We start from the raw sequence: 19,430 nt of genomic DNA on the forward strand, positions 1-19,430 counted from the left end.
AATCTTGGGCCCGATGCAAAGCCACTGTGGGAGCGAGCTTGCTCGCGAAAGCGGTGGGTCAGCTTGTAGAGATGTTGAATGGTCGCCGTCATCGCGAGCAAGCTCGCTCCCACAGGGGGTCTGCTGTGAACGCCAATCTTGTGCCCGATGCAAAAGCGTTGTGGGAGCGGGCTTGCTCGCGAAAGCGGTGGGTCAGCTTGTAGAGATGTTGAATGGTCGCCGTCATCGCGAGCAAGCTCGCTCCCACAGGGGGTCTGCTGTGAACGCCAATCTTGGGCCCGATGCAAAAGCGTTGTGGGAGCGAGCTTGCTCGCGAAAGCGGTGGGTCAGCTTGTAGAGATGTTGAATGTGTCGCCGTCATCGCGAGCAAGCTCGCTCCCACAGGGGGTCTGCTGTGAACGCCAATCTTGTGCCCGATGCAAAAGCGTTGTGGGAGCGGGCTTGCTCGCGAAAGCGGTGGGTCAGCTTGTAGAGATGTTGAATGTGTCGCCGTCATCGCGAGCAAGCTCGCTCCCACAGGGGATCTGCTGCGAACCCCAATCTTGTGCCCGATGCAAAACCACTGTGGGAGCGAGCTTGCTCGCGATGGCCGCGTCGCGGCTACCGCTATCGGTAGACCCCATCTCTCCCATGCCCAGCCATCGCCCGATTGCTGCGCAGGCTGATCATCGACTTGATGTCGATCCATTCGATGCCTTGGGCCTTGAGCTTGGGTAGCTCGCGTTCGAGTACCGCCAGGGTCTGCGGATAGGGATGGCCGATCATCACGGCCGAGCCTTGTCGGCGGGCCAGGTCGATGGCGGTTTGCAGCTGTTGGGCGATGGCGGTCTCGGTGCGCTCGTCGTCCAGGAACACATCCCGCGACACACTGGCGAGGCCGATCTTTTGCGCTTCGGCGGCGGCGACGGTCTGGGCGCTGGTGCGGCTGTCGACGAAAAACTTGTGGCGTTGCTGCAAGTTCGCCATCAGCCACGCCATGGCCTCGGGCTGGGCGGTCATGCGGCTGCCCATGTGGTTGTTGATCCCGCTGGTATAGGGCACGGCAGCGAACGCGGCGTCGAGGCGCTTGCCCAGTTCTTCGATGGGCAGTTCCGGATGCCAGGCGAACGGCCCGGTGGCCGGGTCCATGGGCATGTGCAGCATGACCAGCTTGCCGGCGCGATGGGCTTCGCGGGCGAATTCGGCGGCGTGAGGGGTGTCAGGCATGATCGCGGCGGTGACCGGGCCGGGGAGGGCCAGAACCCGGCGGTCCCGGGGCAGGTTTTGCCCCAGGTCGTCGATGATCAGGCTCAGGTACGCCTTGTGCGGCGAAGAGGGCGTGGCGGGTGCCGCTTCAACGGCCCCCGCCAGCAGGCACAGCAGGACGAAGATGAAACGCAGGCCCATCTCAGCGACCGGACGTGATGTTCAACCCTTTGAGCAAGCTCAAGGCCTGGGCCAACTGATAGTCGTCATCCTGGGGCATTGGCTTGGCCTTGGCGCCGGAACCGGTCGGTTTGTCGGCGCCGCCGTTGCCGTTGCCCAGGTGACCTTGCAGGTCGGCTTCCTTGAAGTATTCGCTGTCCTGCTCGTTGGTGATCTTGGCCTTGCGCACTTCGATGTCCGGGACAATGCCCTGGGCCTGGATGGAACGACCGTTGGGCGTGAAGTACAGCGCGGTGGTGATCTTCAGGGCACGGTCGTTGTTCAGTGGCAACACGGTCTGTACCGAACCCTTGCCGAAACTGGTGGTGCCCATGACCACACCGCGCTTCTGGTCCTGCAGGGCGCCAGCGACGATTTCCGAAGCCGAAGCGCTGCCGCCGTTGATCAGCACCACCAATGGCACGGCTTCGCTCAAGTCGTTGCCAGTGGCCGAGAAGCGCAGCTCGGAATTGGCGATACGGCCCTTGGTGTAGACGATCAGGCCCTTGGTGATGAAGTGATCCACCACTTCCACGGCTGATTGCAGTACGCCGCCGGGGTTGTTGCGCAGGTCCAGGACCAGGCCGTTGAGCTTCTTGCCGTTGTCCTTGCGCATCTTGGCCAGTGCCTTGGCGACTTCTTCGCCAGTCTTGACCTGGAACTGGGTGATGCGGATGTAGCCGTAGCCCGGCTCCAGCAACTGGCTTTTCACGCTCTTGACCTGGATGACCGCCCGCGTGAGGGTCACGTCGAACGGTGTGCCACCGTCGCGTACCAGGGTCAGGGTGATCTTCTGGCCGATCTTGCCGCGCATCTTGTCCACGGCTTCGGTCATGCTCTGGCCGCGGGTCGGTTGGCCGTTGATCTTGACGATGAAGTCACCGGCCTGGATGCCGGCCTTGGAAGCAGGCGTGTCGTCGATTGGCGAGACCACCTTGACGAAGCCGTCTTCGCTGCCGACCTCGATGCCCAGGCCGCCAAACTCGCCGCTGGTGCTTTCCTGCAGCTCGGCGAAATCTTCCGGGCCCAGGTAGGCAGAGTGCGGGTCAAGGTTGCTGAGCATGCCCTTGATGGCGTTCTCCAGCAGCATCTTGTCGTCCACCGGCTCCACGTAGGCAGCCTTGATCCGGTCCATGACCTCGGCAAAGGTGCGCAATTCGTCCAGCGGCAGCGGCGCCTTGGTGGTTGCGGCGGTGGCGGGGGCCGACGGGGCCGGTTCGGCGGCGAAAGCCAGGGGCGCACCGATCACGAGGGCGATCGTCAGGGCCAGCGAGGTAAGGCGGGACAAATGCAGCATGTCGAACGAACTCCTTAATAGGATGGGCGCGCTTATCCTTGCGCACGACACCATTGGGCCGGGTCACTGGGGCGACCCTGCTGACGAATAGCGAAATACAGTGCTGGCGTATCCTGCCCGCCACTGTTACCGACCGTGGAGATGGACTCTCCGGCCTTGACCACGTCGCCCGCCGACTTGAGCAGCGTCTGGTTGTGGCCGTACAGGCTCAAGTAACCGTTGCCGTGATCGAGGATCACCAGCAGGCCGGCACCGCGCAACCAGTCGGCGAATACCACGCGCCCGCCATGCACGGCATGTACCTGGCTGCCGGCCGAGGCACTGATCATTACCCCGTCCCATTTGGTGCGGGTGTCGTCGCCGCGGGTTTCACCGAAGCGCGCAAGCAATCGACCATTGACCGGCCATGGAAGTTTGCCTCGGGCTGAAGCAAAAGCGCCGCCAAAGGTTTCGCCGTCACTGGAAACCAGTGCGCCGGGGCTGGATTTTGCCGGTTTACGCGGTGCATCGCCGGCGTCTGCGTCGGCCTGGGCTTCACGCAAACGCTTTTTTTCGGCTTCCTGCTGGGCGATCAGCGCTTTCTGGCGCGCTTCTTCCGCCTCTCGGGCCTGGCGGGCCAGGGTCTCTTCGATGGTTTTCAACACATTGGCCAGTTCGGCCTGGTCCTGCTCGCGGGCCTTGAGCTTGCTGTCGCGGGCCTTCACGTCGTCATTGAGCTTGGCCAGGGCCACCTGGCGTTCCTTGCGAACCTTCTCGAGTTCTTCGCGCTGGGTGTCGAGGCTGCTTTTCTGCACCAGCAACTGGGCCTGCTGCAGCTCGATGTCTTTTTCGACATTGGCCAGTTGGCGCAAGGTTTCGTTGAAGCTCTTGAGTTGTTCCAGGCGTGCCTGGCTCAGGTAATCGTAATACGTGAGGGTACGGGCGAATTTCTCGGGGTTCTGCTGGTTGAGCAGCAGCTTGAGGTATTCCTGGCGGCCGTTCTGGTAGGCGGCCCGGGCCTGGATGGCGATCAGCTTTTGCTGTTCAGTGCGCGCGCTCTGGAGTTTTTTTTTCTCTCCATCGAGTCGCTGCAGCTCGGATTCGCTTTTCTTCAGTTCTTTCTGCAGGGCGTCGACCTGCTTCTCCAGCTTGCCCATCTCGGTTTCGGTGCCGCGCAGGTCTTTCTGCACGCTGGATTTTTCTTCCTGCAACTTGCCCAGCAGCTTTTTCAGCTCGGCAATGTCCTGGCGCGTGGCTTCCAACTGCTGTTGGGTTTGCGCGCGCTCGTCGGCAAAGGCCGGTTGGAGCAAGCAGGTCAGAGCGAGGGCTATCAGGACGCGAAGCATAGAGGCGGGCGACACCAGGGAAAGGGACGGCCTAGTATGCCCGGCCCACGCTGCAAAAAAAACGCCCATTTGGGGCTGTGTGATAACTGGCCCGAAAAACACCAAGAACCCATGTGGGAGCGAGCTTGCTCGCGATGGCGGTGCATCAGTCAACATCAAGGTTGGCTGATCCGGCGCTATCGCGAGCAAGCTCGCTCCCACAGGGTTTGCGGAATCAGACCAGGATCGAAGTCCCGGTCATTTCCGCCGGTTTTTCCATGCCCAGCAACATCAGCATGGTCGGCGCCACGTCAGCCAGCACGCCACCTTCGCGGACCTTGAAGTCCCGCTTGCCGACATAGATGAACGGCACCGGCTCGGTGGTGTGGGCGGTGTGGGCCTGGCCGGTGGATTCGTCGGACATCTGCTCGACGTTACCGTGGTCGGCCGTGATCAGTGCTTCGCCGCCGACCTTTTCCAGGGCCTCGACGATGCGGCCAACGCAGGTATCCAGGCATTCCACGGCCTTGACCGCCGCTTCGAACACACCGCTGTGTCCCACCATGTCGCCGTTGGCGTAGTTGACCACGATCACGTCGTAACGCTGGTTTTCAATGGCGTCGACGATGCGGTCGGTCACTTCCGGTGCGCTCATCTCCGGTTGCAGGTCATAGGTGGCGACCTTCGGCGAAGGGATCAGGATGCGTTCTTCGCCTGGGAAGGGCTCTTCACGGCCGCCGGAGAAAAAGAACGTCACGTGGGCGTACTTTTCGGTCTCGGCGATGCGCAGTTGGGTCTTGCCGTTTTTTGCCAGGTAATCGCCCAGCACGTTTTCCAGGCTGCCGGCGGCGAAGGCCGAAGGTGCGGGAATGCTGGCGGCGTATTGGGTCAGCATCACGAAACCGGCCAGTTTTGGTTGGCGGGCACGCTTGAATTCCTTGAAATCGTCTTCGACGAACACGCGGGTCAGCTCGCGGGCGCGGTCGGCACGGAAGTTCATGAATACCACGGCGTCGCCGTCTTCGACTTTGACCGGTTCGCCAATGGTGGTGGCCTTGACGAACTCATCGCTTTCGCCGCGCTCGTAGGCGGCTTGCAGGCCTTCCTGGGCGGTGGCGGCGTTGAATTCGGCGCTGCCGTCGACGATCAGGTTGTAGGCCTGGGCCACGCGGTCCCAACGGTTGTCACGGTCCATGGCGAAGTAGCGACCGACGAGGCTGGCGATGCGCCCCTTGCCGAGGGCCTGGAACGTTGCGTCCAGCAGCTCGATCGACGACGTGGCGCTTTTCGGCGGGGTGTCGCGGCCATCGAGGAACGCGTGCAGGTAGATCTTCTCGGCGCCGCGCTTGGCAGCCAGTTCGGCCATGGCGATCAGGTGGTCCTGGTGGCTGTGCACGCCACCGTCGGACAGCAGGCCCATGAAGTGCACGGCCTTGCCGGCGGCCACGGCCTTATCCACCGCGGCGCAGATGGTCGGGTTTTCGAAGAACTCGCCGTCGCGGATCGATTTGGTCACGCGGGTGAAGTCCTGGTACACCACGCGGCCTGCGCCGAGGTTCATGTGGCCGACTTCGGAGTTGCCCATCTGCCCGTCCGGCAGGCCGACGTCCATGCCGCTGCCGGAGATCAGGCCGTTGGGCACGGTGGTCCACAGGCGGTCCAGTACAGGCTTGTTGGCCGAATACACGGCGTTGGATTCGTGGCTGTCACTGTGACCGAAGCCGTCGAGAATCATCAGGACCAAAGGTTTAGGCGTGGTAGTCATGGAATCCACTCGTGGCGGGTTAAAAGAAGACGATGGAAAAGGGACGGGCAGTTTAAAGGTAAGTTCCGGCGGCGTCACCGCCGGGCGGGGTTTGGCCGGCCTTGCGTGCTGTGTATACTGGCCGACATTTTAACGCCCTGGAACCTCCTTCGATGGTTGCTCACCTGATTCAATTTGCCACTAACCACTACATTCTCGTCGGTATCTTCGTCGTGCTGCTGGCGTTGCTGGTTGCCCATACGATGCAGGGCGGCGGTCGCAGCCTGAGCACTGGGGAGTTGACCGCACTGGTCAACAAGGATGCCGGCCTGGTGGTGGACATCCGCCCGAGCAAGGATTACGCCGCCGGTCACATTGTCGGGGCGGTGAACATTCCCCAGGACAAACTGATGGCGCGGATCGGCGAGCTGGAAAAACACAAGGCCAAGACGCTGATCCTGGTGGATGCCCAAGGCCAGCACGCCGGCACCCACGCCCGTGAGCTGATGAAGTCCGGTTTTACCGCCGCCAAGCTGTCCGGCGGCGTTGCCAGCTGGAAAGCCGACAATCTGCCCCTGGTGAAGTGAATATGCCCCACGTTGTTGTCTATTCCAGCGATTACTGCCCCTATTGCTCCAGAGCCAAGTTCCTGCTCCAGAACAAAGGCGTGGCCTTCGAAGAGATCAAGGTCGACGGCAAGCCGCAACTGCGCGCCGAAATGACCCAGAAGGCCGGGCGTTCGTCCGTGCCGCAGATCTGGATCGGCAGCACCCACGTGGGCGGTTGCGACGATCTGTATGCCCTGGAGCGCGCCGGCAAGCTCGACGCGCTGCTCAAGGCCTGAATTCCCACTAAAGAACCTGAAAGTAAGAAGGATCTGCGATGACTGACCAACAGAACACAGCTGCCAGCGAAGAAGAAGCCGCACCGCAATTCTCCTTGCAGCGCATATATGTACGTGACCTGTCCTTCGAAGCCCCGAAAAGCCCGGCGATCTTTCGCCAGCAGTGGGAGCCGAGCGTAGGCCTGGACCTGAACACCCGTCAGAAAGCCCTGGAAGATGACTTCCACGAAGTGGTGCTGACCCTGTCGGTCACCGTCAAGAACGGTGACGAAGTGGCGTTCATCGCTGAAGTGCAACAGGCCGGGATCTTCCTGATCAAGAACCTGGATGCTCCTTCGATGAGCCACACCCTGGGCGCCTTCTGCCCGAACATCCTGTTCCCATACGCCCGGGAAACCCTGGACAGCCTGGTGACCCGCGGCTCGTTCCCGGCCCTGATGCTGGCGCCGGTGAACTTCGATGCGCTGTATGCGCAGGAACTGCAGCGTATGCAACAAGAAGGCGGCGCGACCGTTCAGTAAGCGTCCACTGCCAGGCACAAAACCTGTGGGAGCGAGCTTGCTCGCGATAGCGGTGCACCAGTCAACATTAAAGTCGGCTGATACACCGCCATCGCGAGCAAGCTCGCTCCCACAGGTGTTTTTGGCTAGCGGTGCCGAATCAGGCGAACCCGTTCTGCCGCCACGCCTCATAAACCGCCACCGCCACGGTATTGGACAGGTTCAGGCTGCGGCAGCCTTCGCGCATTGGCAGGCGCAGGCGTTGCTCGGCGGGCAGGGCGTCCAGTACGTCGGCCGGCAGGCCACGGCTTTCCGGGCCGAACAGGAACGCGTCACCGGCGACGAAGCTGGCGTCATGGAACGGCCGCGAACCCTTGGTGGTAAAGGCGAACAGACGCGGATGCCCGAGGCTCTCCAGGCAACTGGCGAGGTCGGCGTGACGCTGCAAGGTGGCATACTCGTGGTAGTCGAGGCCGGCGCGGCGCAGGCGCTTGTCGTCCATGTCGAAGCCCAGCGGTTCGATCAAATGCAGGTGGCAGCCGCTGTTGGCGCACAGCCTGATGACGTTGCCGGTATTCGGCGGAATTTCCGGTTGAAAAAGGATGACGTGAAACATGCACGGCTCCGCAGATAAAGATGAGCGGCATTCTACGCCGCAAACCGACCGACGTTCGAAGCTAATGCCTCGGGTGATGGGCTCTTTGGCGATCTTCGGCATGATGGTCGGGCTGATGATCGGGCGCCTGACCACGCCCGACCCGAGCGTCTTGCAACAGATCGAGGTGACAGACGGAACGCTGGTGGCCTGGTTCAACAACGAACCCAAGCTCCATGGTGAAATTGTCGACGGTTCAGTGGCGCTGCTGTTCCAAGCAGAAGGCCGGCCACAGAAGGGCCAGCTCAAGCTCAACGGCAAGGATGTAAATTGGCGGGTGCGTTTGAGTGACGAGGGGTTGTTGCTGACACTGGTGGCGGCGCGTCCATTGCGAGGGGAGTGGACCGGCAGCGAAGTGGATGATCGCTGGCGGCTGGAGGTCCGTCTCCAAGAGCAATAAAAGAGGGAATCCCCGGCCTGCCTGTACCAAGGTCCCCAAAACGGGAGGGCTCGCGCTAAGCGCATGGCCCTGGGTGTAAAGAAGGGAAACCTTGACCTGCCTGTATCAAGGCCCCCAAAACAGTGGGCTCGTTGAGCCCGGTATAAAATGGGGATTCCCCGGCCTGCCTGTACCAAGGTCCCCGAAACTGGGTAGTGATCTAGCTATTGCAGGGGGCGTGCCAGTTTTTAATTATTTGTCACAAAAACGCTTTCTGTGACGCAAAAGCCCCGTATTCCGGGGCTCTTGCTTTTGCTTGTGCGGTTTTTTTGAGCTGGGTCGATGGGTTTTGGCGGGTGGTGCATGTGCAATTGCGGTTCGTAGTGCATTGATGCGGTGCATGAAGCCTTTAAAAGCATCGCGAGCAAGCTCGCTCCCACAGGATGCACTGGCCCCCAAAAGTTGGACACCAATCTGACTTTTGAGGGCAGTCCAGGAATTGCGTTTCCCTTGTGGGAGCGAGCTTGCTCGCGATTGGACCTTCAAATTCAGCGAAGGGCTAAAGACCGATCAACCCTCATCGCCGTCATCATCATCCCCACCATCGACCTTCATCCCCAATTCCTTGATCTTGCGGGTCAAGGTATTGCGGCCCCAGCCCAGCAGCACGGCGGCGTCACGGCGGCGGCCGGCGGTGTGCTTGAGGGCGGTTTCGATCATGATCCGCTCGAAGGCCGGTACCGCGCTGTCCAACAGGCTCGACTGACCGCGGGCCAGGGCCTGGTCGGCCCACTGGCGCAGGGCTTGCTCCCAGTTGGTCACGGGGGCCGAATCCTGGGGCAGGCTCAGCAGTTCCGGCGGCAGGTCGCTGATGTGCACTTCGCGACCCGAAGCCATCACCGTGATCCAGCGGCAGGTGTTTTCCAACTGGCGCACGTTGCCCGGCCACGGCAGGTTCTTGAGGTATTCCTCGGTTTCGCTCTTGAGCAACTTGGGCTCGACCGCCAGTTCCTGGGCCGCGCGGCTGAGGAAGTGCCGAGCCAGGGTCGGGATGTCTTCGCGACGATCCGCCAGGCGCGGGATATGAATACGGATGACGTTCAGGCGGTGGAACAAGTCCTCACGGAATTTGCCGGCGTGAACCAGGGTTTCCAGGTTCTGGTGGGTCGCGGCGATGATGCGCACGTCCACCTTCACCGGCGTATGGCCACCGACCCGATAGAACTCGCCATCGGCCAGCACGCGCAACAAACGGGTCTGGGTGTCGGCCGGCATGTCGCCGATTTCATCGAGGAACAACGTGCCGCCGTCAGCTTGCTCGAAGCGCCCGCGCCGCAGGTTGGCCGCGCCGGTGAAGGCGCCTTTTTCGTGGCCGAACAGCTCGGACTCCATCAAGTCCTTGGGAATGGCCGCCATGTTCAGCGCGATGAACGGTGACGCCGCCCGTGGGCTGTGGCGGTGCAGGGCATGGGCCACCAGTTCCTTACCGGTGCCCGACTCGCCGTTGATCAGCACGGTGATGTTGGAGTGGCTCAAGCGCCCGATGGCGCGAAACACTTCCTGCATCGCCGGCGCTTCGCCGATGATTTCCGGGGTGCGGGCCAGGGCCGGCACCTCTTCCATGCCTTGTTGTTCCTGGGCGTGCTGGTTGGCGCGCTTGACCAGCGATACGGCTTCGTCGACGTCAAATGGCTTGGGCAGGTATTCGAAAGCGCCGCCCTGATAGGACGCCACGGCGCTGTCCAGGTCTGAATGGGCGGTCATGATGATCACCGGCAGCCGCGGATGCTGTTCGCGAATCCGCGCCAACAGGTCCAGGCCGCTGGCGCCGGGCATGCGGATGTCGGAGATGATGACGTCCGGTTGCTGACGCGCCAGGCGACTCATCACCCCATCGGCGCTGTCGAAGCTCTGGGTGGTCATGCCTTCCTGTTGCAAGGCTTTTTCCAGGACCCAACGGATAGAACGGTCGTCATCGACGATCCACACGGTTTCACTACGGCTCATGTCGATGTGGCTCCTTGTTCCAGTGGCAGGAAGATCGAGAAGGTGGTGTGGCCGGGGTGGCTCTCACATTCGATCAAGCCCTGATGCTGACTGATGATGTTCTGGGTAATGGCCAGGCCCAGCCCGGTACCGTCCGGACGGCCGCTGACCATGGGAAAAAAGATGGTTTCCTGCAGTTCGGCAGGGATGCCCGGGCCGTTGTCGATGATTTCGATCTTGGTCACCAGGCGATGGCGCACGTGGCCGATGGTGAACTGGCGCATGGCGCGGGTACGCAGGCTGATGCGACCCAGGCGCAGTTCATTCTGGCTGCTGATGGCCTGCATCGCGTTGCGCACGATGTTCAGCACCGCCTGGATCATCTGCTCGCGGTCGATCAAGACGTCGGGAATGCTCGGGTCATAATCGCGCACCAAAGTGATGCAACCCTGGCTTTCCGCTTCCACCAGGCTGCTGACGCGCTCCAGCACTTCATGAACGTTGCACATCGCCAGGGACGGCAGCTTGTTCGAGCCGAGCATGCGGTCCACCAGGTTCCGCAGGCGGTCGGCTTCCTCGATGATGACGTTGGTGTAGTCCTTGAGGCTTTCTTCCGGCAGTTCGCGGGCGAGCAACTGTGCCGCGCCGCGTATTCCGCCGAGAGGGTTCTTGATCTCGTGGGCCAGGCCGCGTACCAGCATCTTGCTGGTTTCCTGCTTGGACAATTGCGCCTCTTCCTTGGTGATGCGCAGCAAGCGATCACGCGGGTGGACTTCCAGCAGCAGCAAGGTGGCGCCGTTGTTCAGGATCGGCGTGACCGCATAATCCACGGTCAGGGTCTGGCCGGTCAGGGCGGTGAGCATCGCCTCGCGCTTGGTGAACGGGTGAGCCTGCTCCACCGCTTGGCGCAGGGAATTGAGCGCTTCGGCGGATTCGGTGAATAACTCGCTGATGAACTGCCCGTGGCTGCGCTGGCCGCTGACGGCCAGGAGCATCTCCGCCGCCGGGTTCATGTACTCGAGGCGCAGTTCAGCGTCGAGCAGGATGGTCGCGGTGGTGAGGTTGTCGAGCAGCAAGCGGTGTAGTGCGTCGCTAATGGTCATCAGGACCTCTTTTGGAGCGTAGCAACTCGGGACCGGTCCCAAATTGCGCGCGCGATTAATGCGCTGTCGCAAGGAAAATGCAAAAACCAAACCAAGGCTCCGAAAAGAAGCGTTTAGAGCCTCAAAAGGGTGTTTTTCGCTCGCTTGCGTGGCGTTCTGCCAGCTTTTCCGGGTACTTTCGAACCAAAATGGGTTTTTGGACTGAGTAGCGTGCAGGCTATTGCACCAATATAGTGCGATAGCCTGGGCGGCGTTAGAAGAACGGCAAGATGCTGCTTTTTTCTTCTTCAGGCTTTTCGGCGAGAGGGCACTCCGGGCGTTGACCGTAATCGGCTGTGGCACAGGGCTTGATGCGGCGCTTCTGCGCAAGGGATATGCGTTGCATGTGGAAGGGCTGGTTGGCGGTGCGTTCGACGATACGGTCCTGCTCGTCGAGGATTTCGACCGCCAGGTGATGGGTGCCTCGATCGATGTCGCTCAAGGCGAACACCGGGCTCGGCCCCGGCGCGCCCGTTGGTTTGCCGTCGAGCAACAGGCGGTAGCGATGGCCTTTTTTCAGGCCTGGTTCGCTGGTGACACTGACGATCAATTCGCCAGCGGTGCTGCGTATCGTCGCGTCCGGCTCGGGAATCAACAGCCTGAGCATTTCGTAATGAAACAACGGTTCGGGCCGGGCTTCGGTCGCGGGCGCCGAGGTTGTATCCGTGGGCGGCGCCGGCATCCGGTTGCCGGGTGGCAGTTGGACTTTCTTTGCATTGCCGGGGCGCGGCTGATCGGTGAACACGCGATTGCCCTGGGCATCGATGTAGGTGTAGACCTGCGCCACGCCGGGCATCGCCGTCAGCGCCAGGCCCAGCGCGAGCAGCCAGCGGGTCATGGCTGGTGCACACGTTGGACGGTGAAGGTGACGGTTTCGCTTTGCTGCACGAGGTTGTCTCCGTCGATGACCTGAACCGCCAGGCTGTGCTCGCCCCGATCAATATTCACCAATTGCAGGCGCGGCACGTTGCTCGGCTGGCCGTAGGGCTGCCCGTCCAGCAGCAACCGGAACAGATGCGGGCTGCGCAGGCGCGGTTGAGCGTGCACGCCAATGGTGAAGGTGCCGTTGTTGGCGCGTAGGGCTTCGTCGGTGGGGATGTCGGTCAGTGCCAGGATTTCGTAGGCATCGCGCGGCTTTTCGCTGCTGGCGGGAGGCGTTGGTGTGTCCGGGCTGGCCGGAGACTGGCGTTCGATGCTGTTGAGCGGCGGCAACTCCACCGTCTGGGCCGGGACGCCTTGGGGCGGCTGGTTGCTGTAGGCGGTATTGCCCTCGGCGTCGGTGTACTTGTAGATCTGCGCGGCGGCGGGCAGTGCCAACAGCAACAACAGGATGATTGAAAAACCACGCCCCATAAAATCGACCGAAAACTGAAAGTGTTGAGTTGCAGCATAGGTCAGGGAGGGGCATTGGCCCAAGTTGTTGTGTGTTGGGCCATGACCTGCCCTGTGGGAGCGAGCTTGCTCGCGATGAGGCCGGCACATCCAGCATCCCTGTGCCTGACACTCCGCCATCGCGAGCAAGCTCGCTCCCACAGGGGGAGGGGGGTGTTGTCTTAGGCTTTTGTGGAGATACACAACTCTGCGGTCGCTCGGATCAGGGCGAGCCGGTGTACCGGGTGCTGCTTGTTGTGGTGGGTGGCACGGGCCAGCCATTGCGGGCACTGCGGATCGGTGCGGTAGGGGGCGAAGTCGGCCAGTTGTTGCAGCAGGCGTTTCTGCAGGCGGTCGAGCTGCGGGCGGATCTGCCCCACCAGGTCCGGGCGCGGGAGGTCCGGGGCCTTGCCGTCCAGGGCCCAGTCGGACAAGTTGATGTACTGCACCATTTTGTTGGCTTCTATCTGGGCGGCAAAAAACGCTTCCACGGTTTCGCTACTCAGCTTGTAGGCCGGTGCCTGGGCGACGGCGGCGGCAATGACCTCACGCTCGCGCTGTCGGTCCTCTACGGGTTTGCCACTGTCCCATTTACTCAGCGCCACTTGATCGGCGATGGCCAGGCGTTCGCCAATGGCGTTAAGCAACGGGGTCAGGGCCTCGGGGGCGGGAGTCGAGGCGGCTCCGGCGGTGGAGGCCAGTAGCGCGGCAGACAGGGCAAGGCAGAGCTTGAAGCGCAAAGTCATGGGCAGTCTCGTCTTCTATGGGGAGCGACGGGGCATCATGCACGTAACCGGCGCCCATAAAAAAGGCCTCCCGAAGGAGGCCTTTCTTTATTTCACGCCGTACGTGGCGGCGCTACCGGATCAGCAGCTGTAGTACAGCTCATATTCCAGTGGGTGTACGAAGGTGCGAACCTTGATTTCTTCTTCGCTTTTCAGCGCGATGTAAGCGTCGATGAAGTCATCGCTGAATACGCCGCCTTTGGTCAGGAACGCACGGCCCTTGTCCAGCTCTTCCAGGGCCTCTTTCAAGCTGCCACATACCTGTGGGATTTCCTTGGCCTCTTCAGGCGGCAGGTCATACAGGTTTTTGTCAGCGGCATCGCCAGGGTGGATCTTGTTCTGGATACCGTCCAGGCCGGCCATCATCAGTGCAGCGAAGGCCAGGTACGGGTTGGCAGCCGGATCCGGGAAGCGAGCTTCGATACGGCGGGCTTTCGGGCTGTTCACGTAAGGAATACGGATCGAGGCGGAACGGTTGCGAGCCGAGTAGGCCAGCATGACCGGGGCTTCGAAGCCTGGTACCAGACGCTTGTAGGAGTTGGTCGACGGGTTGGTGAAGCCGTTCAGGGCCTTACCGTGCTTGATGATACCGCCGATGAAGTACAGGGCAGTGTCCGACAGACCGGCATAGCCTTCGCCTGCGAAGGTGTTCTTGCCGTCCTTGGAGATCGACATGTGAACGTGCATGCCCGAACCGTTGTCGCCGTACAGAGGCTTCGGCATGAAGGTCGCGGTGCGGCCGTATGCGTCAGCAACGTTGTGTACGCAGTACTTGAGGGTCTGTACTTCGTCAGCCTTCTTGACCAGCGTGTTGAATTTCACGCCGATTTCGTTCTGGCCGGCAGTCGCTACTTCGTGGTGGTGAACTTCGACGGTCTGGCCCATTTCTTCCAGTGCGTTGCACATGGAAGTACGGATTTCGTGGTCGAAGTCGAACGGTGGAACCGGGAAGTAACCGCCTTTGATGCCTGGACGGTGGCCTTTGTTGCCGCCTTCCACGTCCTGGTCGGACATCCACGAACCTTGTTCGGAGAAGATCTTGAACATGGAACCGGAGATATCGGACTTGAACTTGACCGAGTCGAAGATGAAGAACTCAGGCTCAGGGCCGAAGAAAGCGGTGTCGCCGATACCGGTGGACTTCAGGTATTCCTCGGCGCGGTGGGCGATGGCACGTGGGTCGCGGTCATAGCCTTGCATGGTCGAAGGTTCGATGATGTCGCAGACCAGGATCAGGGTCGGCTCTTCGGTGAACGGGTCCAGGACGGCGGTTTCGTCGTCCGGCATCAGGATCATGTCGGAGGCTTCGATGCCTTTCCAGCCAGAGATGGAGGAGCCGTCGAACATTTTCCCGATTTCAAAGAATTCGTCGTCCAGCGCATCACGGGCCGGCATGGTCACGTGATGTTGAGTACCTTTGGTGTCAGTGAAGCGCAGATCAATCCACTTGACGTCATGATCTTTGATGAGTTGAACCGACTTCGACATATGTCCTCCGGGTGGCTTCGGGCGGGTAGTGGAGTGCCCTTAGATATGGGTGATGCCGGCGCGAATACTCTGCCAAGGCAACCTGCCTCACAAGGGAGCAAATTGCATGCCAGTGCCCCAGCATGGGTTTTTTGCACCAAATCCACGCTTTTAAAGGCGTAAATCAAAGATTGTCAGACAATAACGCACTGCAATGTGGCGTCGTCAATTGATAATGACCTGTTTTGGTGCGTTCAAAACCATCTGCACATTAACTGGTTAAACCTTGAGCAATTTCCGCTATAATCCGCGCCCCCCTTTTTCGGCTGGCCGTTCGCGCGCTGTTTTCATGAAACTAATCGTAAAAGTCTTCCCCGAGATCACCATCAAGAGCCGCCCGGTACGGATGCGTTTCATCCGCCAGTTGGCCAAGAACATCCGTGCCGTGCTCCGAGACCTGGATCCGGCCGTGGTGGTGAATGGCGTGTGGGACAACCTCGAACTGGAAACCCGTGTCAGCGAACCCAAGCTCCTGAAGGAAATGACCGAGCGCCTGAGTTGCATGCCGGGCATCGCGCATTTTCTGCAAGTCGATGAATACCCGCTGGGGGATTTCGACGACATCCTCGCCAAATGCATGCTCCATTATGGTGACGCACTGGCCGGCAAGATCTTTTCGGTGCGTTGCAAGCGCGCCGGCAAGCACGCGTTCAGCTCGATGGATGTGGAGAAGTTCGTCGGCAGCCAGTTGCGCCGGCAATGCGGCGCGGCCGGTATTTCGTTGAAAGACCCGGAAATCGAAGTGCGCATCGAAATTCGCGACCAGCGGCTGTTCGTGATCCATAGCCAGCACAACAGCATTGGCGGTTATCCGCTGGGTTCGCTGGAGCAGACCCTAGTGCTGATGTCCGGTGGCTTCGACTCCACGGTGGCCGCCTACCAGATCATGCGTCGCGGGTTGATGAGCCATTTCTGCTTCTTCAACCTCGGCGGGCGTGCCCATGAACTGGGCGTGATGGAGGTGGCGCACTTCATCTGGAAGAAGTACGGCAGCTCCCAACGCGTGTTATTTGTGAGTGTGCCGTTCGAGGAAGTCCTGGGCGAGATTCTCGGCAAAGTCGATAACAGTCATATGGGCGTCATTTTGAAGCGTATGATGTTGCGCGCCGCTTCACGAATTGCCGACCGTCTGCAAATCGATGCGCTGGTGACCGGCGAGGCGATCTCCCAGGTATCGAGCCAGACGTTGCCGAACCTGTCGGTGATCGACTGCGTGACCGAGAAGCTGGTCTTGCGTCCACTGATCGCCAGCCACAAGCAGGACATCATCGACCAGGCCAACGAAATCGGTACCGCCGAGTTTGCCCGGCACATGCCGGAATACTGCGGCGTCATCTCGGTCAATCCGAAGACGGCGGCCAAGCGCGGGCGGGTGGAGCACGAAGAGAAAGAATTCGACATGGCGGTGCTCGAGCGAGCGCTCGAAAACGCCAGGCTGGTGCCGATCGATCGCGTCATCGACGAATTGGGCCAGGACATCAAGATTGAAGAAGTCGGCGAAGCGCTGGCCGGTCAGATCATCATCGACATCCGTCACCCGGATGACGCTGAAGACGACCCGCTGAGTGTCGCCGGCATCGAGGTAAAAACGATGCCGTTCTATGCCGTGAACGCGCGTTTCAAGGAACTGGACCCTACTCGCCAGTACCTGCTGTATTGCGACAAAGGCGTGATGAGTCGCCTGCATGCCCACCATTTGCTCAGTGAGGGGCATGCCAATGTGCGCGTTTATCGACCGAGCTAAGTGCCCGGGGCTGTTTGCCTGTGGCCTGCGTCACCGGCCCCCCGACGCCGCCGACAGGCTGTAACGGCTTTGTCGGACTCAACGTAAATCGCTGCCACGACCTGTCAGCACACCGAATCCTCTGATCGAGATACACAAGTGATCGAAAATCTACGCAACATCGCCATCATTGCTCACGTTGACCATGGTAAGACCACCCTGGTAGACAAACTCTTGCGTCAATCCGGCACCCTGGAGCGCAACGAGCTCAACGACGAGCGCGTGATGGACTCCAACGACCAGGAAAAAGAGCGCGGTATTACCATCCTGGCGAAAAACACCGCCATCAACTGGAACGGCTACCACATCAACATCGTGGACACCCCGGGCCACGCCGACTTCGGTGGTGAAGTAGAGCGCGTGATGTCGATGGTCGACTCCGTGCTGCTGCTGGTTGACGCTCAAGACGGCCCTATGCCGCAAACCCGTTTCGTGACCAAGAAGGCGTTCGAAGCCGGCCTGCGTCCGATCGTGGTCATCAACAAGGTTGACCGTCCAGGCGCGCGTCCGGACTGGGTTCTGGATCAGATCTTCGACCTGTTCGACAACCTGGGTGCCACCGAAGAACAGCTGGACTTCAAAGTCGTCTACGCCTCGGCCCTGAACGGCATTGCCGGCCTGGACCACACCGCCATGGCTGAAGACATGACCCCGCTGTACCAGTCGATCGTCGACGACGTACCAGCGCCGAAAGTCGACCGTGACGGTCCGTTCCAGATGCAGATCTCGGCACTGGACTACAACAGCTTCCTGGGTGTGATCGGCGTTGGCCGTATCGCCCGTGGTCGCATCAAGCCGAACACCCCGGTGGTTGCCATCGACGCCGACGGCAAGAAGCGCAACGGTCGTATCCTCAAGCTGATGGGTCACCACGGCCTGCACCGCATCGACGTTGAAGAAGCAGCGGCCGGCGACATCGTCTGCGTCAGCGGCTTCGAGCAACTGTTCATCTCCGACACCCTGTGCGACCCACTGAACGTCGAAGCGATGAAGCCGTTGACCGTCGACGAGCCAACCGTTTCCATGACCTTCCAGGTCAACGACTCGCCATTCTGCGGTAAAGAAGGCAAGTTCGTGACCAGCCGTAACATCAAGGAACGCCTGGACAAAGAGCTGCTCTACAACGTTGCCCTGCGCGTTGAAGAAGGCGACTCGGCCGACAAGTTCAAGGTTTCCGGCCGTGGTGAGCTGCACCTCTCGGTACTGATCGAAACCATGCGTCGCGAAGGCTTCGAAATGGGCGTGGGTCGTCCTGAAGTGATCATCCGCATGGTTGATGGCGTCAAGCACGAACCGTACGAAAACGTGACCATCGACCTGCCGGAAGAATCCCAGGGCGCGATCATGGAGCAAATGGGCCTGCGTAAAGGCGACCTGACCAACATGGTTCCGGATGGCAAGGGCCGTGTGCGCCTTGAGTACAACATCCCGGCCCGTGGCCTGATCGGTTTCCGTAACGAGTTCCTGACCCTGACCTCCGGTGGCGGCATCCTGACCTCGATCTTCGATCGTTACGACGTGATGAAGTCCGGCGACATGTCCGGCCGTCAGAACGGCGTGCTGGTATCGGTTGCGACCGGCAAGGCCCTGACCTACTCGCTGGAAACCCTGCAAGCGCGCGGCAAGCTGTTCGTCGAGCACGGCCAGGATATCTACGAAGGTCAAATCGTCGGCCTGAACAGCCGCGACAACGACCTGGGCGTGAACCCGACCAAAGGCAAGAAGCTCGACAACATGCGTGCTTCGGGCAAGGACGAAACCATTGCCCTGGTTCCGCCGGTCAAGTTCACCCTGGAGCAAGCGCTGGAGTTCGTGCAGGAAGACGAACTGTGTGAAGTGACGCCTAAGTCGATTCGCCTGCGTAAGAAAATCCTTGGCGAAAGCGAGCGTACCCGCGCTGCCAAGAAAAGCGGCAACTGAGTTTCGACTTAGTTAGCGGCTAAAAAAACGCCCCTGATTGTGAGATCAGGGGCGTTTTTTTATGCCTGGAAGTGTGTAGCGCCTGTCAGGGCCCTATCGCGAGCAAGCTCGCTCCCACAGTGGATTTGCAGTGGATACAGATGTTGTGTCCAACATGAATCCCTGTGGGAGCGAGCTTGCTCGCGATGGCGCCGGCTCAGGCACCGCTGAACCAGCAGCCGATCAGAATTTGTCCAGCGTCCGCGGATTCCGCTCGCGCTCCACTTCCTTGGGCTTGTAGGCACAATACCCCGGTCGTGGCCCAATCCGCGGATGGTTGCGGCAGGTGTCCGGACGCTTCTCGTAAATGGTGCACAACCGGCTCTTGCGGTCCAGATAAAGGCAATCGTTGTTGCTCATGCGCTGGAGCGTGAAAATTTCCGACTTCTGGTTGTAGCGCTCGACGATCCCTTCCTTTTGCAGGCGCTTGGCGATGTTCTTCGGCGGGTCGCCCAGTTCGAACTCATCGACGATGCCGATGCGGATCAGGTCCTTGATCTTGGCTTCCACCGGCAGTGTGCAGCAGCTCGACACGCAGGAACCGCACATCGGGGCGGAGTACTTGGCCCAGGTATCGAGTCGGTCGATCTCCGCGGCGGCGATCAGGTTGGGCTTCATCATCACGGTTTACCAGCATGCATCAGGGCGCGCGATCATACCGGGACTGGTGAAATTTTGAACGACCATCTGCCGGTTTTTTTTCATTCGGGACAAACCGCTCCCGGAGCGGCACGCCCCCTGCATTCATTC

Annotated in this window: 18 protein-coding genes; 6 read left to right on the forward strand and 12 right to left on the reverse strand. The window is 60.6% G+C overall.

What is annotated here, in order from left to right; genetic code table 11:
- Positions 1 to 606 precede the first annotated feature (606 nt).
- The 4 genes from AB7M32_RS06290 to gpmI form a co-directional block, all read right to left on the reverse strand.
- A complete protein-coding gene (locus AB7M32_RS06290; protein ID WP_454249402.1) occupies positions 607 to 1,386 on the reverse strand; it encodes a divergent polysaccharide deacetylase family protein in 780 nt (259 codons plus the stop codon).
- Between the two features lies 1 nt (position 1,387).
- Complete coding sequence (locus AB7M32_RS06295; RefSeq protein ID WP_454249403.1) at positions 1,388 to 2,701, reverse strand: S41 family peptidase; 1,314 nt, start codon at positions 2,699 to 2,701, stop codon at positions 1,388 to 1,390.
- A gap of 32 nt (positions 2,702 to 2,733) precedes the next feature.
- Positions 2,734 to 4,026: a murein hydrolase activator EnvC family protein gene (locus tag AB7M32_RS06300; RefSeq protein WP_454249404.1), complete on the reverse strand. Its 1,293-nt coding sequence runs from the start codon at positions 4,024 to 4,026 to the stop codon at positions 2,734 to 2,736.
- 214 nt (positions 4,027 to 4,240) lie between these two features.
- A complete protein-coding gene (gene gpmI, locus AB7M32_RS06305; RefSeq protein WP_454249405.1) occupies positions 4,241 to 5,770 on the reverse strand; it encodes a 2,3-bisphosphoglycerate-independent phosphoglycerate mutase in 1,530 nt (509 codons plus the stop codon).
- A gap of 152 nt (positions 5,771 to 5,922) precedes the next feature.
- Here gpmI and AB7M32_RS06310 point away from each other — a divergent pair, with 152 nt between their 5' ends.
- From AB7M32_RS06310 to secB, 3 genes are read left to right on the forward strand one after another with little or no spacing between them, the layout of a single operon-like run.
- Positions 5,923 to 6,336, forward strand: coding sequence for a rhodanese-like domain-containing protein (locus AB7M32_RS06310; RefSeq protein WP_060739607.1), 414 nt, complete (start codon positions 5,923 to 5,925; stop codon positions 6,334 to 6,336).
- 2 nt (positions 6,337 to 6,338) lie between these two features.
- On the forward strand, positions 6,339 to 6,593 hold the full coding sequence (grxC, locus tag AB7M32_RS06315) for a glutaredoxin 3 (protein ID WP_092333608.1): 255 nt from the start codon (positions 6,339 to 6,341) through the stop codon (positions 6,591 to 6,593).
- 38 nt (positions 6,594 to 6,631) lie between these two features.
- Positions 6,632 to 7,114: a protein-export chaperone SecB gene (gene secB / locus AB7M32_RS06320; RefSeq protein ID WP_060739605.1), complete on the forward strand. Its 483-nt coding sequence runs from the start codon at positions 6,632 to 6,634 to the stop codon at positions 7,112 to 7,114.
- Positions 7,115 to 7,253: 139 nt separating this feature from the next.
- Here secB and trmL read toward each other — a convergent pair whose 3' ends face one another.
- Positions 7,254 to 7,709 (reverse strand): tRNA (uridine(34)/cytosine(34)/5-carboxymethylaminomethyluridine(34)-2'-O)-methyltransferase TrmL, encoded by a 456-nt coding sequence (gene trmL, locus AB7M32_RS06325; protein WP_053117534.1) that lies wholly within the window; start codon positions 7,707 to 7,709, stop codon positions 7,254 to 7,256.
- On the opposite strand from trmL, the gene AB7M32_RS06330 reads away from it, so the two are divergent.
- Entirely contained in the window at positions 7,708 to 8,148 is a 441-nt protein-coding gene (locus AB7M32_RS06330; RefSeq protein WP_454249406.1) for a hypothetical protein, read from the forward strand. The genes trmL and AB7M32_RS06330 overlap by 2 nt on opposite strands.
- 549 nt (positions 8,149 to 8,697) lie before the next feature.
- Here the strand turns inward: AB7M32_RS06330 and ntrC are convergent.
- The 6 genes from ntrC to glnA form a co-directional block, all read right to left on the reverse strand.
- Positions 8,698 to 10,134: a nitrogen regulation protein NR(I) gene (gene ntrC / locus AB7M32_RS06335; protein ID WP_060739603.1), complete on the reverse strand. Its 1,437-nt coding sequence runs from the start codon at positions 10,132 to 10,134 to the stop codon at positions 8,698 to 8,700.
- Positions 10,131 to 11,216 carry a nitrogen regulation protein NR(II) gene (gene glnL, locus AB7M32_RS06340; RefSeq protein ID WP_053117539.1) on the reverse strand — a complete coding sequence of 362 codons (1,086 nt, stop codon included), beginning with the start codon at positions 11,214 to 11,216 and terminating at the stop codon, positions 10,131 to 10,133. The genes ntrC and glnL overlap by 4 nt, the downstream gene beginning before the upstream one ends.
- Before the next feature lie 253 nt (positions 11,217 to 11,469).
- On the reverse strand, positions 11,470 to 12,093 hold the full coding sequence (locus AB7M32_RS06345; protein ID WP_454249407.1) for a DUF4124 domain-containing protein: 624 nt from the start codon (positions 12,091 to 12,093) through the stop codon (positions 11,470 to 11,472).
- A complete protein-coding gene (locus AB7M32_RS06350) occupies positions 12,090 to 12,608 on the reverse strand; it encodes a DUF4124 domain-containing protein (RefSeq protein WP_454249408.1) in 519 nt (172 codons plus the stop codon). The genes AB7M32_RS06345 and AB7M32_RS06350 overlap by 4 nt, the downstream gene beginning before the upstream one ends.
- 200 nt (positions 12,609 to 12,808) lie before the next feature.
- Positions 12,809 to 13,372, reverse strand: a complete 564-nt coding sequence (locus tag AB7M32_RS06355; protein WP_454249409.1) for a chorismate mutase — start codon at positions 13,370 to 13,372, stop codon at positions 12,809 to 12,811.
- A gap of 120 nt (positions 13,373 to 13,492) precedes the next feature.
- Positions 13,493 to 14,899 carry a type I glutamate--ammonia ligase gene (glnA, locus tag AB7M32_RS06360; protein WP_014336114.1) on the reverse strand — a complete coding sequence of 469 codons (1,407 nt, stop codon included), beginning with the start codon at positions 14,897 to 14,899 and terminating at the stop codon, positions 13,493 to 13,495.
- 328 nt (positions 14,900 to 15,227) lie between these two features.
- Here glnA and thiI point away from each other — a divergent pair, with 328 nt between their 5' ends.
- Positions 15,228 to 16,682, forward strand: coding sequence for a tRNA uracil 4-sulfurtransferase ThiI (gene thiI / locus AB7M32_RS06365; protein ID WP_060739599.1), 1,455 nt, complete (start codon positions 15,228 to 15,230; stop codon positions 16,680 to 16,682).
- A 138-nt stretch (positions 16,683 to 16,820) separates the two neighbouring features.
- Positions 16,821 to 18,641: a translational GTPase TypA gene (gene typA / locus AB7M32_RS06370; protein WP_072407441.1), complete on the forward strand. Its 1,821-nt coding sequence runs from the start codon at positions 16,821 to 16,823 to the stop codon at positions 18,639 to 18,641.
- 222 nt (positions 18,642 to 18,863) lie between these two features.
- Here the strand turns inward: typA and AB7M32_RS06375 are convergent, their stop codons facing one another.
- Positions 18,864 to 19,301, reverse strand: a complete 438-nt coding sequence (locus tag AB7M32_RS06375) for a YkgJ family cysteine cluster protein (protein WP_025211360.1) — start codon at positions 19,299 to 19,301, stop codon at positions 18,864 to 18,866.
- Between the last annotated feature and the right edge of the window lie 129 nt (positions 19,302 to 19,430).

The organism is Pseudomonas sp. R151218B TE3479 (genome assembly GCF_053629195.1).

Coding starts and splice junctions, on each gene's coding strand:
- AB7M32_RS06290 (WP_454249402.1), bottom strand. CDS start 1,386: ATGGGCCTGCGTTTCATCTTCGTCCTGCTGTGCCTGCTGGCGGGGGCC.
- AB7M32_RS06295 (WP_454249403.1), bottom strand. CDS start 2,701: ATGCTGCATTTGTCCCGCCTTACCTCGCTGGCCCTGACGATCGCCCTC.
- AB7M32_RS06300 (WP_454249404.1), bottom strand. CDS start 4,026: ATGCTTCGCGTCCTGATAGCCCTCGCTCTGACCTGCTTGCTCCAACCG.
- gpmI (WP_454249405.1), bottom strand. CDS start 5,770: ATGACTACCACGCCTAAACCTTTGGTCCTGATGATTCTCGACGGCTTC.
- AB7M32_RS06310 (WP_060739607.1), top strand. CDS start 5,923: ATGGTTGCTCACCTGATTCAATTTGCCACTAACCACTACATTCTCGTC.
- grxC (WP_092333608.1), top strand. CDS start 6,339: ATGCCCCACGTTGTTGTCTATTCCAGCGATTACTGCCCCTATTGCTCC.
- secB (WP_060739605.1), top strand. CDS start 6,632: ATGACTGACCAACAGAACACAGCTGCCAGCGAAGAAGAAGCCGCACCG.
- AB7M32_RS06330 (WP_454249406.1), top strand. CDS start 7,708: ATGCACGGCTCCGCAGATAAAGATGAGCGGCATTCTACGCCGCAAACC.
- trmL (WP_053117534.1), bottom strand. CDS start 7,709: ATGTTTCACGTCATCCTTTTTCAACCGGAAATTCCGCCGAATACCGGC.
- ntrC (WP_060739603.1), bottom strand. CDS start 10,134: ATGAGCCGTAGTGAAACCGTGTGGATCGTCGATGACGACCGTTCTATC.
- glnL (WP_053117539.1), bottom strand. CDS start 11,216: ATGACCATTAGCGACGCACTACACCGCTTGCTGCTCGACAACCTCACC.
- AB7M32_RS06345 (WP_454249407.1), bottom strand. CDS start 12,093: ATGACCCGCTGGCTGCTCGCGCTGGGCCTGGCGCTGACGGCGATGCCC.
- AB7M32_RS06350 (WP_454249408.1), bottom strand. CDS start 12,608: ATGGGGCGTGGTTTTTCAATCATCCTGTTGTTGCTGTTGGCACTGCCC.
- AB7M32_RS06355 (WP_454249409.1), bottom strand. CDS start 13,372: ATGACTTTGCGCTTCAAGCTCTGCCTTGCCCTGTCTGCCGCGCTACTG.
- glnA (WP_014336114.1), bottom strand. CDS start 14,899: ATGTCGAAGTCGGTTCAACTCATCAAAGATCATGACGTCAAGTGGATT.
- thiI (WP_060739599.1), top strand. CDS start 15,228: ATGAAACTAATCGTAAAAGTCTTCCCCGAGATCACCATCAAGAGCCGC.
- AB7M32_RS06375 (WP_025211360.1), bottom strand. CDS start 19,301: ATGATGAAGCCCAACCTGATCGCCGCCGCGGAGATCGACCGACTCGAT.